Source organism: Mycolicibacterium wolinskyi str. Jessa 2025 (genome assembly GCF_049241375.1).
GTDB classification, from domain to species: Bacteria; Actinomycetota; Actinomycetes; order Mycobacteriales; family Mycobacteriaceae; genus Mycobacterium; species Mycobacterium wolinskyi.
The window spans coordinates 4,147,184-4,161,743 of record NZ_CP185960.1; the positions used below are offsets into that span (position 1 = coordinate 4,147,184).

13 protein-coding genes are annotated in these 14,560 nt (G+C 66.9%); 7 read left to right on the forward strand and 6 right to left on the reverse strand.

Annotated features, from left to right (window positions below; all coding sequences use genetic code 11):
- Positions 1-4 precede the first annotated feature (4 nt).
- The 7 genes from ACOI2T_RS20380 (at position 5) to ehuA (ending at position 6,127) form a co-directional block, all read left to right on the forward strand.
- Complete coding sequence (locus tag ACOI2T_RS20380; protein WP_085142142.1) at positions 5-877, forward strand: peptidylprolyl isomerase; 873 nt, start codon at positions 5-7, stop codon at positions 875-877.
- 9 nt (positions 878-886) lie between these two features.
- Positions 887-1,855, forward strand: coding sequence for a peptidylprolyl isomerase (locus tag ACOI2T_RS20385; RefSeq protein ID WP_409505659.1), 969 nt, complete (start codon positions 887-889; stop codon positions 1,853-1,855).
- Positions 1,856-1,887: 32 nt separating this feature from the next.
- On the forward strand, positions 1,888-2,979 hold the full coding sequence (locus ACOI2T_RS20390; RefSeq protein WP_409505658.1) for a preprotein translocase subunit SecD: 1,092 nt from the start codon (positions 1,888-1,890) through the stop codon (positions 2,977-2,979).
- Positions 2,980-3,060: 81 nt separating this feature from the next.
- Positions 3,061-3,954, forward strand: coding sequence for an ectoine/hydroxyectoine ABC transporter substrate-binding protein EhuB (gene ehuB / locus ACOI2T_RS20395; RefSeq protein WP_409505657.1), 894 nt, complete (start codon positions 3,061-3,063; stop codon positions 3,952-3,954).
- Positions 3,955-3,964: 10 nt separating this feature from the next.
- Positions 3,965-4,702, forward strand: a complete 738-nt coding sequence (gene ehuC / locus ACOI2T_RS20400) for an ectoine/hydroxyectoine ABC transporter permease subunit EhuC (RefSeq protein ID WP_409505656.1) — start codon at positions 3,965-3,967, stop codon at positions 4,700-4,702.
- Positions 4,702-5,361, forward strand: a complete 660-nt coding sequence (gene ehuD, locus ACOI2T_RS20405) for an ectoine/hydroxyectoine ABC transporter permease subunit EhuD (RefSeq protein WP_067844989.1) — start codon at positions 4,702-4,704, stop codon at positions 5,359-5,361. The genes ehuC and ehuD overlap by 1 nt, the downstream gene beginning before the upstream one ends.
- Before the next feature lies 1 nt (position 5,362).
- Positions 5,363-6,127: an ectoine/hydroxyectoine ABC transporter ATP-binding protein EhuA gene (ehuA, locus tag ACOI2T_RS20410; RefSeq protein ID WP_409505700.1), complete on the forward strand. Its 765-nt coding sequence runs from the start codon at positions 5,363-5,365 to the stop codon at positions 6,125-6,127.
- A 15-nt stretch (positions 6,128-6,142) separates the two neighbouring features.
- On the opposite strand, the gene ACOI2T_RS20415 is transcribed toward ehuA, so the two are convergent.
- The 6 genes from ACOI2T_RS20415 to yajC all read right to left on the reverse strand — a co-directional run bounded on the left by ACOI2T_RS20415 (position 6,143) and on the right by yajC (position 14,336).
- A complete protein-coding gene (locus ACOI2T_RS20415; RefSeq protein WP_409505655.1) occupies positions 6,143-8,482 on the reverse strand; it encodes a RelA/SpoT family protein in 2,340 nt (779 codons plus the stop codon).
- Between the two features lie 44 nt (positions 8,483-8,526).
- Positions 8,527-9,072 (reverse strand): adenine phosphoribosyltransferase, encoded by a 546-nt coding sequence (locus ACOI2T_RS20420; protein ID WP_085142242.1) that lies wholly within the window; start codon positions 9,070-9,072, stop codon positions 8,527-8,529.
- Complete coding sequence (locus ACOI2T_RS20425; protein WP_409505654.1) at positions 9,069-10,736, reverse strand: ABC transporter substrate-binding protein; 1,668 nt, start codon at positions 10,734-10,736, stop codon at positions 9,069-9,071. Before ACOI2T_RS20425 ends, ACOI2T_RS20420 begins: the two co-directional genes overlap by 4 nt.
- 5 nt (positions 10,737-10,741) lie before the next feature.
- Positions 10,742-12,025 (reverse strand): protein translocase subunit SecF, encoded by a 1,284-nt coding sequence (gene secF / locus ACOI2T_RS20430; protein WP_409505653.1) that lies wholly within the window; start codon positions 12,023-12,025, stop codon positions 10,742-10,744.
- Positions 12,026-12,029: 4 nt separating this feature from the next.
- Positions 12,030-13,907 carry a protein translocase subunit SecD gene (gene secD, locus ACOI2T_RS20435; protein ID WP_409505652.1) on the reverse strand — a complete coding sequence of 626 codons (1,878 nt, stop codon included), beginning with the start codon at positions 13,905-13,907 and terminating at the stop codon, positions 12,030-12,032.
- A 72-nt stretch (positions 13,908-13,979) separates the two neighbouring features.
- Positions 13,980-14,336: a preprotein translocase subunit YajC gene (gene yajC, locus ACOI2T_RS20440; RefSeq protein ID WP_067844979.1), complete on the reverse strand. Its 357-nt coding sequence runs from the start codon at positions 14,334-14,336 to the stop codon at positions 13,980-13,982.
- Between the last annotated feature and the right edge of the window lie 224 nt (positions 14,337-14,560).

Consider the following 14,560-nt stretch of genomic DNA (forward strand, 5'->3'; position numbering starts at 1 on the left):
CGCAGTGCCGACCAACGAACAACGGCGTGCGACGGCCAAGCGCAAGCTGGAACGCCAGCTGGAGCGTCGCGCAGCCCAGGAACGCAAACGACGCATCTACACGATCGTCGGCTCTGCCGTGGCCGCCGTCGTGGTCATCGGCGCCGTCGTGGCCACGTTCGTGATCACCAGCAAGGATTCCAACAGCACCACCGCGTCCGCTGCCACCACGACGCCCGCCGACGCTCCGGCACAGCCGGCCGCCGACGGCCAGCTGCCCGCGTTCGTGGCCCCGGCCGACCTCGGCGCCAACTGCCAGTACCCGGCCGCCGGGGAAGCCAGCAAGCAGGTTAATCCCCCGCGCACCGGCAAGGTCCCCACCGACCCGGCGAACGTGAGCGTCAGCGTGGTCACCACGCAGGGCAACATCGGCCTGCAGCTCGACAACGCCAAGGCGCCGTGCACGGTGAACAGCTTCGCGAGCCTGGCCGGACAGAACTATTTCAACGACACCCCGTGCCACCGCCTGACCACCGGCGGGCTCTCGGTGCTGCAGTGCGGCGATCCGACGGGCACCGGCACCGGCGGACCGGGATACCAGTTCGCCAACGAGTACCCGACGAACCAGTACCAGCCGGACAACCCCGCGCTGCAGCAGCCGGTCGTGTATCCGCGCGGCACCGTGGCCATGGCCAACGCCGGCCCGGGTACCAACGGCAGCCAGTTCTTCCTCGTATACAAGGATTCGCAGCTGCCGCCCGGCTACACCGCGTTCGGCAAGATCGACGACACCGGCCTGGCCACGCTCGACAAGATCGCCGCGGCGGGGGTCGAAGGCGGCGGACCGGACGGCAAACCGGCGCTCGATGTTCAGCTGAAGTCCGTCGCGCTGGACTGATCGATCACCTTGTCAGCGCCGCCACCGTACGGCGGATACCCACCGGGCCATCCCGGTTATCCGGTCGGGTATCCGCCGCCGCGCACCAACAGCATGGCCATCGCGTCGCTGGTGTGCGCATTCCTGTTCGCGCCCTTGGGCATTGTCTTCGGGCACATCTCGCTGTCGCAGATCAAGCGCAACGGCGAGCAGGGCCGCGGCATGGCGATCGCGGGACTCGTTGTCGGCTATGCGCTGACGGCGCTGTCCATCCTGTTGGTGGTGCTCATGGTGATTTTCGCCGTGGCGCTGGTGCAGACCGCCGACAATCTGCCCCGGGAGGGCACGCGCAGCGCGTCGCCGGGTAACGCACTCCCGGCGTTCGATCCGCCACCCAACCTCGGCGCCAACTGCCAATACCCGGCGACCACCGAACCTGCGGTGAAGCCCGCCACGCCGCCGCGTACCGGCACCGTGCCAACCGAGCCGGCCATCGTCACCGCCAGCATCACCACCGACCGCGGCAACATCGGCATCGATCTGGCCAACGGTCAGGCGCCGTGCACGGTCAACAATTTCGCGAGCCTCGCGCAGCAGGGCTTCTTCGACGACACCCCCTGTCACCGGCTCACGGCCGGTGAGCTGTCGGTGCTGCAGTGCGGTGATCCGTCGGGCACCGGTATGGGTGGGCCGGGCTACCAGTTCCCCAACGAATACCCGACGAACCAGTACCGGCTCTCCGACCCCGCGTTGCGCACACCCGTGGTGTATCCGCGTGGCACGGTGGCGTCGGCGAACGCGGGCACCGGCACCAACGGCAGTCAGTTCTTCGTGGTGTACGAGGATTCGCTGCTGCCGCCGACGTACACGGTGTTCGGCACGGTCGACGAGACCGGCCTGGCCACGGTGGACCGGATCGCGGCGGGCGGCATCGAGGGCGGAGGCGACGACGGCAAGCCCGCGACGCCGGTGACCATCACCTCAGCCCTGTTGGACTGATCCCGGCCTCGACGTCGGCATAGGGTTGGACTGTGCGTCGCACAGCACCCAGCGGTCCCGCGCCCGCCAGCGGCCCGGCGCGGGCCGTCGTGGTGCTCGTGCTCATGGTGCTCGTGCTCGGGTACCTGCTGGTGGTGTTTTTGACGAAGGGTGTCTGGGAGGCACGCGAAGGGACCCGGCTGACCTTCGCGATGCAGACGCAAGACGGTGGGCCGCCCTCCCCCGACGCCATCGCGCGCGTGCCGCAGATCGTCGAGGAACGGCTCAACACGCTCGGCATGTCGGGCGCCCGGACCGCAGCGTCCGGCGAGAGCGTCGAGGTCACGGTGCCGGGTCGGGACCTGAACACCGACGACATCCGGGACGTCTTCGCGACCGGGCAGCTCTTCGTGCGGCCCGTCATCCACGCGATGGCGGTCGAAGATCCGAAAACGCCTGCGCCTGCAACCACACCACCCGCGCCCGGCAACGCACAGAAGATCGCCGACGAGAAGCAACTCCGGCAGAGTACCGACGAGAGCATCCAGATCCTCTCCCTGCAGTTTCAGTCCACCCGCTGCGCCGAGGACGATGTGCTGGCCGGCCACGACGACCCGAACCTGCCGCTGGTCACCTGCTCGGCGGACGGCAGGACGGTGTACCTGCTCGACAAGTCGGTGCTGGGCGGTGACCAGATCCGTCATGCCGAATCCGATCGCGATTCGGCGAGCGGCGAATACGTCGTCGACGTGGAGTTCGACGAGTCGGCCGCCCGCGACTGGGCCGAGTTCACCGCCGCCAACGTCGGCACCCAGACCGCGTTCACCCTCGACACGCGAGTCGTCAGCGCACCCGAGATCATGGAAGCGATACCGGGCGGACGTACACAGATCACCGGCAACTTCGACGCCGATTCGGCACGCGAAGTGGCCAGTCTGTTGACGTCGGGCTCATTGCCGGTAACGCTCACCTACGAATCCTCGGCACCCGAAACCCTGCCTCCCACAATGTTTTTGACGAGCGTACGGGCGGCGGTGATCGCGGCGGGCATCGCCTTGGCGATCCTGGTGCTCGGCGCGGCGGTGTATTTGCTCCGGCACCGGTCCGGCCCACCTGTTCGCGTCCAGAACCGCGCGGGGTTTTGACCTGCCCGCACGATTTGCATACGTTCAGATCGAACTGTGGTCGATACGAGTGTGAACGTGTGGATACGACAAGGACTGAGCATGAGCTGGACACGACGAGATTTCTTGCGCGCGGGCGGCGCGGCCGGCGCGTTCGCACTGGGGGCGCCCGCGCTGCTGGCAAGTTGTTCGAAGGTGCCACAGGCGGGTGATGGCGGCACATTGCAGCGGATCAAGGATGCCGGGGCCATCAAGATCGGCATCGCCGGTGAGGTTCCCTACGGGTACACCCAGAACGGCACGGTGACCGGCGAGGCGCCCGAGGTCGCCAAGGCGGTCTTCAAGGCGATGGGAATCGATCGGGTCGATGCCACCCAGATCGAGTTCGGCCAACTCATCCCCGCACTGAACGCCAGCCAATACGACATGGTGGCCGCCGGGATGGCGATCCTGCCCGACCGCTGCCAGAACGCCCAGTTCTCGGCGGTCGATTACGTGACGCCGACGGCACTGCTCGTGCCACGCGGAAACCCGCAGCGAATCAACAATTTCGACGACGTCAAGGCCCAGGGCGTGGCGCTGGCAGTGCTGTCGGGCACCGTCGAGGAGGCCGTCGCCAAGGATCTGGGTATCCCGCCGGGAAACATTCAGTCCTATCGGGGTCAACCCGAGATGTTCCAGGCGTTGCGTGACCAGCGGGCCTACTGCGGTGCGCTGACCGATATCTCGCTGCGCCGGATGCTCGCCGACAATCCCGGCGCCCCGCTGGAGGTCACCAAGGGTTTTGTCCCGGTTGTCGACGGCGAGGAGCAGATCCAGGCCGGTGGGTTCGTGTTCCGTAAAGGCGACGACGAACTGGTCGAGCAGTTCAACACCGAACTGAAGAAGCTTCAGGACAGCGGCGCCTGGCTGGACATCGTCGCCCCGTTCGGCTTCACCGCCGACAACCAAGTGCCTGAGGATGTGACCACCGAGAAGCTCTGCGCGGCCGCCTGAGGCCGGCCTGATGTTCGACAACGTCGGTTTCTTCGTCGACACCATCGCCCAGGGCCTGCTGCTGACGGTGGAGGCAACGCTCGGCGGCATCGTCATCGCCGCCGTGCTGTCGTTCCTCGCCGGCCTGGCCATGCTGTCGAAATCGCGCATCGTGCGCACGCTCGCCCGCATCTACGTCGAGATCTGGCGGGGCACATCCGAAGTCGTCCAGCTGCTGTGGATCTACTTCGTGCTCCCGGTCCTCGTGGGCTATCAGATCGTTCCGATTGCCGCCGGCATCGTCGTGCTCGGGCTCAACCACGGGGCCTACGGAGCCGAAATCGTCCGCGGCGCGATCCAGGCCGTGCCCCGCGCTCAGTACGAAGGGTGTGTCGCACTGAATTTCACACCCGCACAACGGATGCGGCGAGTGATCTTGCCGCAGGCCCTCGTCGAGATGGTTCCGCCCTTCAACAACCTGTTCATCCAATTGCTCAAGAGCAGTTCGCTCCTGACGATGATCACCGTGCACGAGATGACCTACCAGGCCCGCGAAGTGCTGGTCAACAACTACATCTCCGACGCGGCCGTCATCTGGACGATCGTGCTGTTGTTCTATCTGGCGCTCGCGGTGGCGATCACCTTCGTCATGCGCGTGCTCGAACGCAAGGCCGCCAAAATGGTCGGCAGGCAACCGCCGCCGCGGCGCGGTGTGCTGACCCGGTTCGGTCGCGGAAGTGTGCCCGCCGGTGCGGGGCGGGTGGGCTGATGGTCTGGGATTGGGACTACGCCTGGGAGGTGCTGCCGACCATCGTCGTCGACGGCCTGCGAATCACCTTGATCGCCACGGTGTTCGGTTCGGTGCTGGCGTATGCGCTGGGCCTCGTGCTGGCATTGTTGCGCCGGGTAGGCAATCGCGTGGTCAGTACGACGGTCTGGGCGTTCATCGAATTCGTCCGGAGCACACCGCTGCTGGTGCAGATATTCTTCTTCTTTTTCGTCCTGCCCAGTTTCGGCCTCAAGTTCGACCCGCTGACCACCGGGATCATCGCGATCGGCCTGCACTACTCGACCTATACCGCCGAGGTGTACCGGGCCGGCATCGAGGCCGTCCCCGTCGGACAGTGGGAAGCCGCGACCGCGCTCAGCCTGCCGACACGGCGGACGTGGACGGCGGTGATCCTGCCGCAGGCGATTCCCCGGGTGTTGCCCGCGCTCGGCAATTACACGATCTCCATGCTCAAGGAGACCCCGCTGCTCCTGACGATCGGTGTGCTCGACGTCGTCGGAGTGGCCAATCAGGCCGGCTCACAAGCGTTTCGGTACGTCGAACCGATGACGATCGCCGGTGTCCTGTTCCTGGTGCTGAGCTACTCAGCATCCCTACTCGTTCGATGGTTGGAGAGGCGTGTCCGATACAGCAGCTGAGATGGTCCGATTCGCCGGCGTCGTCAAGCGATTCGGCGACCACGTGGTGCTGGACGGCCTCGACTTCTCGGTGCGGCCAGGCGAGTTCGTCACCCTGATCGGGCCGAGCGGTTCGGGCAAGACCACGATCCTGCGACTGCTGATGACCTTGGAGCAGGTGACCGAGGGCCGGATCTACGTCGATGGCGAATGCCTGAGCCACATGATCCGACGCGGTCGCGAGGTGCCTGCCGACGACAATCATCAACGCCAGTTGCGCAAGCGGATCGGCATGGTCTTCCAGCAGTTCAATCTGTTCCCCAACATGTCGGTGCTGCACAACATCACCGAGGCACCGATCCACACCCTCAACCTTCCCCGCGACGAGGCCGAGGACCGGGCACAGCGCCTGCTCGAGCTCGTCGGCATGCCGGAGAAGGCCGAAGCGCATCCGTCGGAACTCTCCGGCGGGCAGCAACAACGCGTCGCGATCGCGCGGGCGCTGGCGATGAAACCCGACGTGCTGCTGCTCGACGAGGTGACCTCGGCGCTCGATCCGGAGCTCGTCGCGGGCGTCCTCTCGTTGCTCAAGGACATCGCCGAGAGCACCGACATCACGTTCCTGTGTGTCACGCACGAAATGGACTTCGCCCGCGAGGTGTCCGACCGCGTGTTGATGTTCGACGGCGGCCGCATCGTCGAGGACGCCCCGCCCGAGAAGTTGTTCACCGAGCCCGAGCACGAGCGGACGCGGACGTTCCTACGGGCTGTCCTGGAGCGGGGCTAACCGCGCGGAGGAGGCTCAGGCCGCGCTCGTCACGCGGTACACGTCGTAGACGCCTTCGACGTTGCGGACGACGCTCAGCAGATGCCCGAGGTGTTTGGGATCGCCCATCTCGAACGTGAACCGGCTGATGGCCACGCGGTCATTGGACGTGGTGACCGACGCCGACAGGATGTTGACCTTCTCGTCGGCCAGCACCCGCGTCACGTCCGACAGGAGCCGGTGCCGGTCGAGCGCCTCCACCTGGATCGCGACCAGGAACACCGACGACGGCGACGGCGCCCACTCGACCTCGATGATGCGTTCGGACTGCTGCTGCAGGGATTCGGCGTTCGTGCAGTCGGTGCGGTGCACGCTGACTCCGCCGCCGCGCGTGACGAAGCCCATGATGGTGTCGCCCGGGACGGGGGTGCAGCACTTGGCCAGTTTGGTCAGGGTGCCGGGTGCACCGGGCACCGCGACGCCGGTGTCGTCGGTGCTGCGCTGGCGCACCGGCATGGTGGCCGGCGTGGACCGCTCGGCGAGCTCGTCCTCGGCGGCCTCGTCACCGCCGAACTGAGCGAGCAGCCGCTGCACGACATGCCGTGCCGAGACGTGGCCTTCACCGACCGCGGTGTAGAGCGCCGACACGTCGGTGTAGCGCAGTTCACGGGCGAGGGCGCCCATGGTCTCGGCATTCATCAAGCGCTGCAACGGAAGTCCGCCACGACGGACCTCGCGGGCAATGGCGTCCTTGCCGGACTCCAGGGCCTCCTCGCGACGTTCCTTCGCGAACCACTGCCGGATCTTGGCCTTCGCCCGCGGCGACACGACGAAGGTCTGCCAGTCGCGCGACGGCCCGGCGTTCGGCGCCTTGGACGTGAAAACCTCGACCACTTCGCCGTTTTCGAGTTTGCGTTCCAACGCGACGAGCCGGCCGTTGACGCGTGCTCCGATGCAGCGGTGGCCGACCTCGGTGTGCACGGCATAGGCGAAATCGACCGGGGTGGAGCCGGTCGGCAGGGTGATGACATCACCCTTCGGGGTGAACACGAAGATCTCCTGCACCGCGAGGTCGTAGCGCAGTGACTCCAGGAACTCACCCGGGTCGGCGGCCTCCCGCTGCCAGTCGAGAAGCTGGCGCATCCAGGCCATGTCGTCGATCTCGGCAGCGGCGTGGCTGTGCGGAACGCCGTTGCGGCCCTTGGCTTCCTTGTAGCGCCAGTGCGCGGCGATGCCGTACTCGGCCGTGCGGTGCATGTCGCGCGTGCGGATCTGCACTTCGAGCGGCTTGCCCTCGGGGCCGACGACGGTGGTGTGCAGCGACTGGTACACGCCGTAGCGCGGTTGGGCGATATAGTCCTTGAACCGACCGGCCATCGGCTGCCACAGCGAATGCACCACGCCCACCGCGGCATAACAGTCGCGGATCTCGTCACACAGGATGCGCACGCCGACCAGATCGTGGATGTCGTCGAAATCCCGGCCCTTGACGATCATCTTCTGATAGATCGACCAGTAGTGCTTCGGACGGCCCTCCACCACGGCGTTGATCTTCATGGCCGACAGCGCGACGCCGATCTCGGCTCGCACCTTGGCCAGGTAGGTATCGCGCGAAGGCGCCCGGTCGGCGACCAACCGCACGATTTCCTCGTACTTCTTGGGATGCAGGATCGCGAACGACAGATCCTCCAGCTCCCACTTGACGGTGGCCATGCCCAGCCGATGAGCAAGGGGCGCAATGACTTCCAGCGTCTCGCGAGCCTTGCGCGCCTGCTTCTCGGGCGGCAGGAACCGCATCGTGCGCATGTTGTGCAGCCGGTCGGCGACCTTGATCACCAGCACCCGCGGGTCGCGGGCCATCGCGATGATCATCTTCCGGATGGTCTCGCCCTCGGCAGCCGAGCCCAGCACGACCTTGTCGAGCTTGGTGACACCGTCGACCAGATGTCCCACCTCGGCGCCGAACTCGGCGGTCAGCGCTTCGAGGGTGTAGCCGGTGTCCTCGACGGTGTCGTGCAGCAGCGCGGCCACCAGTGTGGTGGTGTCCATCCCGAGCTCGGCCAGGATGTTGGCCACCGCCAGCGGATGGGTGATGTAGGGGTCGCCCGACTTGCGGAGCTGGTCGGCGTGCCGTTGCTCGGCGACGTCGTACGCACGCTGCAACAGCTGCAGGTCAGCCTTCGGGTAGATCTCGCGGTGCACCGCGACGAGCGGTTCGAGCACCGGGTTGACCGCGCTGCGCTGAGCCGTCATCCGGCGGGCCAGCCGGGCCCGTACCCGGCGCGAGGCGCTGGTCTTGGCCGTGTCGGGCGGCATGATCTCGGGCAGCGCGGGAGGAGACTGCACGGCCTGGCCGGTACCGGGGTCGTCGGCCATCGTCGTCACCTCCTACTGTTCACCTGAGATTTCGAGGATATCCCTCACACCGTGTGCAAGCTGCTAACTGCGAGGGGTGCCACTGCCTCCCGACCGCCCAGAGCGGTCAGCTCGAGCACCACCGCCGCATTCGTCACGTTCGCACCGCCATCGGTGAGCAGGCGCGCCGCCGCCGCCAAGGTGCCGCCGGTGGCCAGGACATCGTCGATGATCACAACGTTGCGGCCGGTGATGTCAATTCCCTCGGCGGGGATCTCCAGCGTGGCCTTGCCGTACTCGAGCTGGTACGTCGCACTGTGCACCGGTGGCGGCAGCTTGCCGCCTTTGCGGACCGCGAGCACACCGGTGCCGAGCCGCGTCGCGACCGCCGCCCCCAGCAGGAAGCCGCGCGCATCCAGCCCGGCCACCAGGTCGGCGCCGTTGGCGGTGGCCGCGAGCGCATCGGTGACCGCCCGCAATCCGTCCGCACTGGCGAGCAGCGGGGTCAGGTCCTTGAACTGAACACCGGGTTCGGGGAAGTCGGCGACCTCCCGGGTCATCGACGCGATCAGCTTCGAGACTTCCGCGAGTCTTCCCTCGTCCAGGCTCATCGCGACAACTTCCAGCGGTCCATGTTCCAGCCGGCACCCCATCGGGTCGGATTGCTGCTCACGGCGTACATCTTCGTCGATGTCAGCACGGTGCGCTGCTGGCGGTACAGCGGCAGGGTCGGGACGTCGGACCAGAGGATCGGTGCGCCCTCCCCGACCAGCCGCGCGAGCTCCTTCGGATCCGACGTCACAGCCTGCGCGTCGATGATGCCGTCGATGCGCTCGTTGTTGTACGCGGGCAGGTTGTTGCCGTTGCCGAAGTGCAGTGTGTAGGCGTCGATCGCCGACGAACCCGAGGATCCGCTGCCCGCGGCGCCGCCCGTGCTGGCCAGCAGCGCATCGATCTCGTTGTTGCGCAATGCCACCGGGCCCGCCGTCTCAGACCCGGCGTCCTGCACGGTGATACCCGCCGCGGCACAGGATTTCGCGATCGCCCCGACCGTGGCGGCCAGTCGCGCGTTGGGTGTCTGATACCCGATGCGAACCGTCAGCGGCCGGTTGTCGATCGCCTCGCGGGCCGCCTGGGGGTTCGCGACGCTGAACTGGCCGGCTTCGGCGACTCCCTCGGCCGCGCTGAACGCGTCCTCGACGGCCGGGCTCAGGCGAGCGTTGGCGATCGGCATCTCGGCGTTGCGGGCGATCACGTCGCGCGGGGTGCACAATGCGACGGCACGCCGCGCGGGCGTCGCACCGAGCGGACCGCCGGGCGCGAAGATGAGTTGTTCGATGCCGGCCGACGGGGTGTCGGTGCTCACGTAGTCGTCGGGCAGGTTGAGCAGACCGGACGAGCCGGTCGCGATGTCGACGACGTCGAACGCCCCTTCGTTCACGCGTTCCTGGATGTCGGCGCCGCGCGGCCACACGGTGATCTTGTTGGTGACGGGCGGGGTGCCCCACCACTTGTCGTTGGCCACCAGCACGACCGAGCCGTCCTCGGAAACCGAGTCCAGCCGGTACGGACCGGACGAGGGGAACCGCTTCAGGTCGAGATCGGGCTTCAGATCCCAGGTGGTGTTCCAGGCTTGCGCGATGCGCTCGATCGCGACCAGATCAGAGGTCTGCAGCGCGGTCGTCACGCCACCGTCCCCGACGCCGAGTTCGTCGGCGATGACGTGCGACGGCATGAGCGACGTCGCCGAGAACAGATGGCCGTAGTCGAGGAACCCGCGGTCCTGGGCGAACGACACCCTGGCACGCTTCTGGCCCGGCGCACAGTCCACCGAACCGATGTCGCGGTAGCCGGCCCGACTGGCCGCATCGAATCCGGGGAACCGGCCCGACTGCGCGGCCCACGCCAGCACGAGGTCGTCACACGTGATCGGCTTGCCGTCCGAGTAGACCGCCTTGTCGCTGATCACGTAGTCGAGCACGAGCGGCGCCCGTCCCACCACCGACACCGAGCCGAAGTCGTGATCGGCAACGACCTGGCCGTCGGGCCCGTGATAGGTGAAACCGGTCAGCGCCCGTGCGAACGCCTGTGGCCCGCCCGAGGCCGCACCCGCCACGGTGTTGGTGTTGTAGGTGGTCAGCGTGCCGTCGACGGCGTAGTCGATCTCATCGGCCGATCCGCCCGCACACGCCGAGAGACCGATGCCGGCCAGCAGCGACAGCGTCATCACCGTCGCGGCTGTCCGCACTCGGGCGATGGCCCCGTGATGAGCCATCCGGTTTACCGCCGGGTGGTTCGTTTACCGGACGGACGACCTGTCTTCGACGTCGACGGCCGCGACGGACGTGCTCCCGGTGCGGGCTTGGCCGCGGCGGGCTGACCGGCTCCGGCGCTGACCGGCTCGCTGTCGGAGTCCTCGACGTCGTCCGACTCGGCGGTGGCCGGCTGGGCCGACTTCGTCGCACCGGCCTTGCCCGGCTGCCTGCGATTGAGCACCTTCCGGGTGTGCTTGCGCACCAGCTCGGTGCGTTCGCGCAGCGACACCAGCAGCGGGGTCGCGAAGTAGATCGACGAGTAGGTGCCCACGATGACGCCGACGAGCTGAACCAACGCCAGGTCCATCAAGGTGCCGACACCGAGCAGCCAGACCGCCACGACGATCAACGCCACGATGGGCAGCACCGAGATGAGGCTCGTGTTGATCGATCGCATGAACGTCTGGTTGACCGCGAGGTTGGCCTGCTCGGCGAACGTTCGCCGGGTCGTGTGCTCGAAGCCGTTGGTGTTCTCCTCGACCTTGTCGAACACGATCACGGTGTCGTACAGCGAGAAACCGAGAATCGTCAGCAGGCCGATCACGGTGGCAGGCGTGACCTCGAATCCCACCAGTGCGTAGACACCAGCGGTGACGACGAGGTCGAACACCAATGTCGCCAGCGCGGCGATGGCCATGTAGCGCTCATAGCGCCAGGTGATGTAGATGGCCGCGAGGACCAGGAACACCACCAGCGCGATCAATGCCTTCTGGGTGATCTGCCCGCCCCACGTTTCCGACACCGCGGAGTCGCTGATCACCTGCTTGCTCGGCTGCCCGTCGCTGCCCTTCGGCTGGAAGGCGTCGAACAGCGCGGTGCGCAGCTTCTCGGCTTCCTCGTTGGACAGCGTCTCCGAGCGGATCTGCACCGTGGCCGAGCCGCCGCTACCCACCGTCACGACGGATTCCGGCGCGCGACCGAGCGTCTTGTTGAAGACGTCTTCGACCTGCTGCACGGTGATGGTGCCCTGAGCACCGGCCGTCGGCATCGACACCTTGGTGCCGCCCTCGAAGTCGATGCCGAAGGTGAAGCCGCGCAACACCATGGCCGCGATCGAGATCGCGACGATGATCCCGCTGACCGTGTACCAGAGCTTGCGGCGGCCGATGACCTCGAACGCGCCGGTTCCGGTGTAGAGGCGGACGAAGAATCCGTGCTTGGGCAGTGCCGCGGTCGACTCGATGCCTGGCGCTTCCACTGCGGTGTCGGTGGTGTCGGTTTCGGTTGCTTTTGTGTTCTTGGCGGCCATCTGTTTATCCCCGTCCCGCGGTCGCATGCGAAGCCTCCCGGCGCTCCCGCGCGATCTGCTGCACCGCGCCGAGTCCGTTCAGTCCCGGTTTGGCCATCGTCGGCGACTTGGACGCCAGGTACACCAACGGCCAGGTCACCAGGAACACCACGACAAGGTCGAGGATCGTGGTCAAGCCCAGCGTGAACGCGAAGCCCTTCACCTGGCCGATCGCCAGGAAGTACAACACCGCGGCGGCCAGGAAGGTGACCGCGTTACCCGACACGATGGTCTTGCGGGCACGCGCCCAGCCTCGCGGCACCGCCGACCGGAACGAACGCCCTTCGCGTATCTCGTCTTTGATGCGTTCGAAGAACACCACGAACGAGTCCGCCGTTGTACCGATACCGATGATCAGACCGGCGATACCGGCCAGGTCGAGCGTGTAGCCGATGTACCTGCCGAGCAGCACGAGAATCGCGTAGACCACTGCGCCGGAAGCGACGAGGGACAGCGCGACGAGCAGGCCCAGAACGCGGTAGTACAGCAGCGAGTACAGCAGCACGGCCGCGAGCCCGATCGCACCGGCGATTAGGCCGGCCCGCAGTGACGACAGGCCCAGCGTCGCCGAAACCGTTTCGGCCTCCGAGGATTCGAAGGACAGCGGCAGCGAGCCGTACTTGAGCACGTTGGCCAGTTCGCGCGCCGAATCGGCGGTGAAGTTGCCGGTGATCTGAGTGTTTCCGCCCGGTATGGCTTCACGGATCTCGGGGGCGCTGACGACCTTCGAGTCCAGTGTGAACGCCGTCTGGGTGCCGACGTTCGCGGCGGTGAAGTCCGCCCATGTCTTGGCGCCGCCGCTCTTGAACTCGACGTCGACGACGTACTGGCCCTGCTGCTGGTCCAGGCCGGACGTGGCGTTCTGGATCTCTTCGCCGCTCATGATCGACTTGTTGAGCAGGTAGACCGTCTGCCCGTCCGTCGAGCACGTGATCAGCGGCAGGTTGGGGTCGTCGTTGCCGGCCAGCACATCGTCCTCACCACAGCGCGTGGCCTGGAACTGCAGGGCCAGGATCTGGATCGACGGGTCGGTGCTCTGCCGCAGCTGCTTCTCATCGGCAATCCGTTGCGCCAGATCGGCTTTCGGTTCATTCGGCTTCGGCGCATCGGGTGCGGGCGAGCCGGGTGCGGGGGCAGGCGCTTCACCCGGTGCGGGTGCCGGTTCACCGGGTGCCGGGGCCGGGGTCGGCTCACCGGGTGCCGGCTCCAGCGGGTAGGGCCGAGGTTGCGGTGCCGGTTGCTCGCCGGCGGGCGGTGCCTCGGCGGGCAGCGATCCCGCGGGCGGCGCTTCCTGCGGGGCTCCCGGCGGCGGCTGGATCGGTGGCATCCCGGGCAGGCCTGGCATCCCCGGCATTCCGGGCAGGCCGCCCGGCAGGCCGGGAAGTCCGCCGGGCGCACCGGGTGCGCCTGGCGCCGCGGGTGCTCCGGCCGGCGGTTGGCCGTTGTCCGCGGCGGGCGGTTTGGCCGCCATCGCGTGGATCACGGGCCGCACGTACAGGCGGGCGGTCTGTCCGAGGTTGCGCGCCTCGTTGCCGTCGTTGCCCGGCACGGTGATGACCAGGTTGTCGCCGTCGATGACGACCTCTGAGCCGGACACACCAAGGCCGTCGACGCGGGCACTGATGATCTGCTGGGCCTGGTTCAGGGCTTCCCTGGTGGGCGCCGAGCCGTCCGGGGTGCGCGCGGTCAGCGTGACCCGGGTACCGCCCTGCAGGTCGATGCCGAGTTTGGGTTTGGCCTGCTTGTCACCGGTCAGGAACACCAGTAGGTAGACGCCGACAAGCAGCACCAGAAAGAGCGTCAGGTAGCGGGCAGGGTGCACCGGCGCCGAAGACGATGCCACGTTGCTTAGGTCTCCTTGAGATCAGTTCGTCAGCACCGCAAAGGGTACGTGCTTGTCCTGTGTGGTCTGCTGTCAGTCTTTCTTCAGACCGTCCGTGTCGGTCACACCGGTGCTTTCGGTCAGCTCGGTGGCCGCGGGAGTCGCGTCATCGTCGTCATAGGAATCGTCGGTGTCGGACTCGATGCGGTCCCGGACCGCGAGCTTCATCCAGGTGGTGACGACCCCGGGAGCGATCTCCAGATCGATGTTGTCGTCGGTGATGCCGGTGATGGTGCCCTGCAGACCGGACGTGGTGTGGATCCGGTCGCCGATCTGCAGCGAGTTGTGCAGGTCGATGGTGGCCTGCATCGCCTTCTTCTGCCGGCGCGACGCAAAGAACATAAATGCGCCCATGATGATCAGCAGGGGCAGGAAGATGACCAGATCCATGGCAGCACTGTCTTTCGTTTCGAGTCGTATATACGGTGTCCGGACGCGCGGGCCCAACACCTCGTAGTTGTCCAGTCTGCCATTGCCCCAGCGCAGCGCCGAGGGCCCCGTCTCCTTGAGCAGCTGTTAGCGACACTAATCGCCATGCCTGGCCGGTGCCTAATCATGATCGAAGGCAAAACCGATTGATGCCGAACGGTGGCGACTAGGCTCGAAACGCGCTC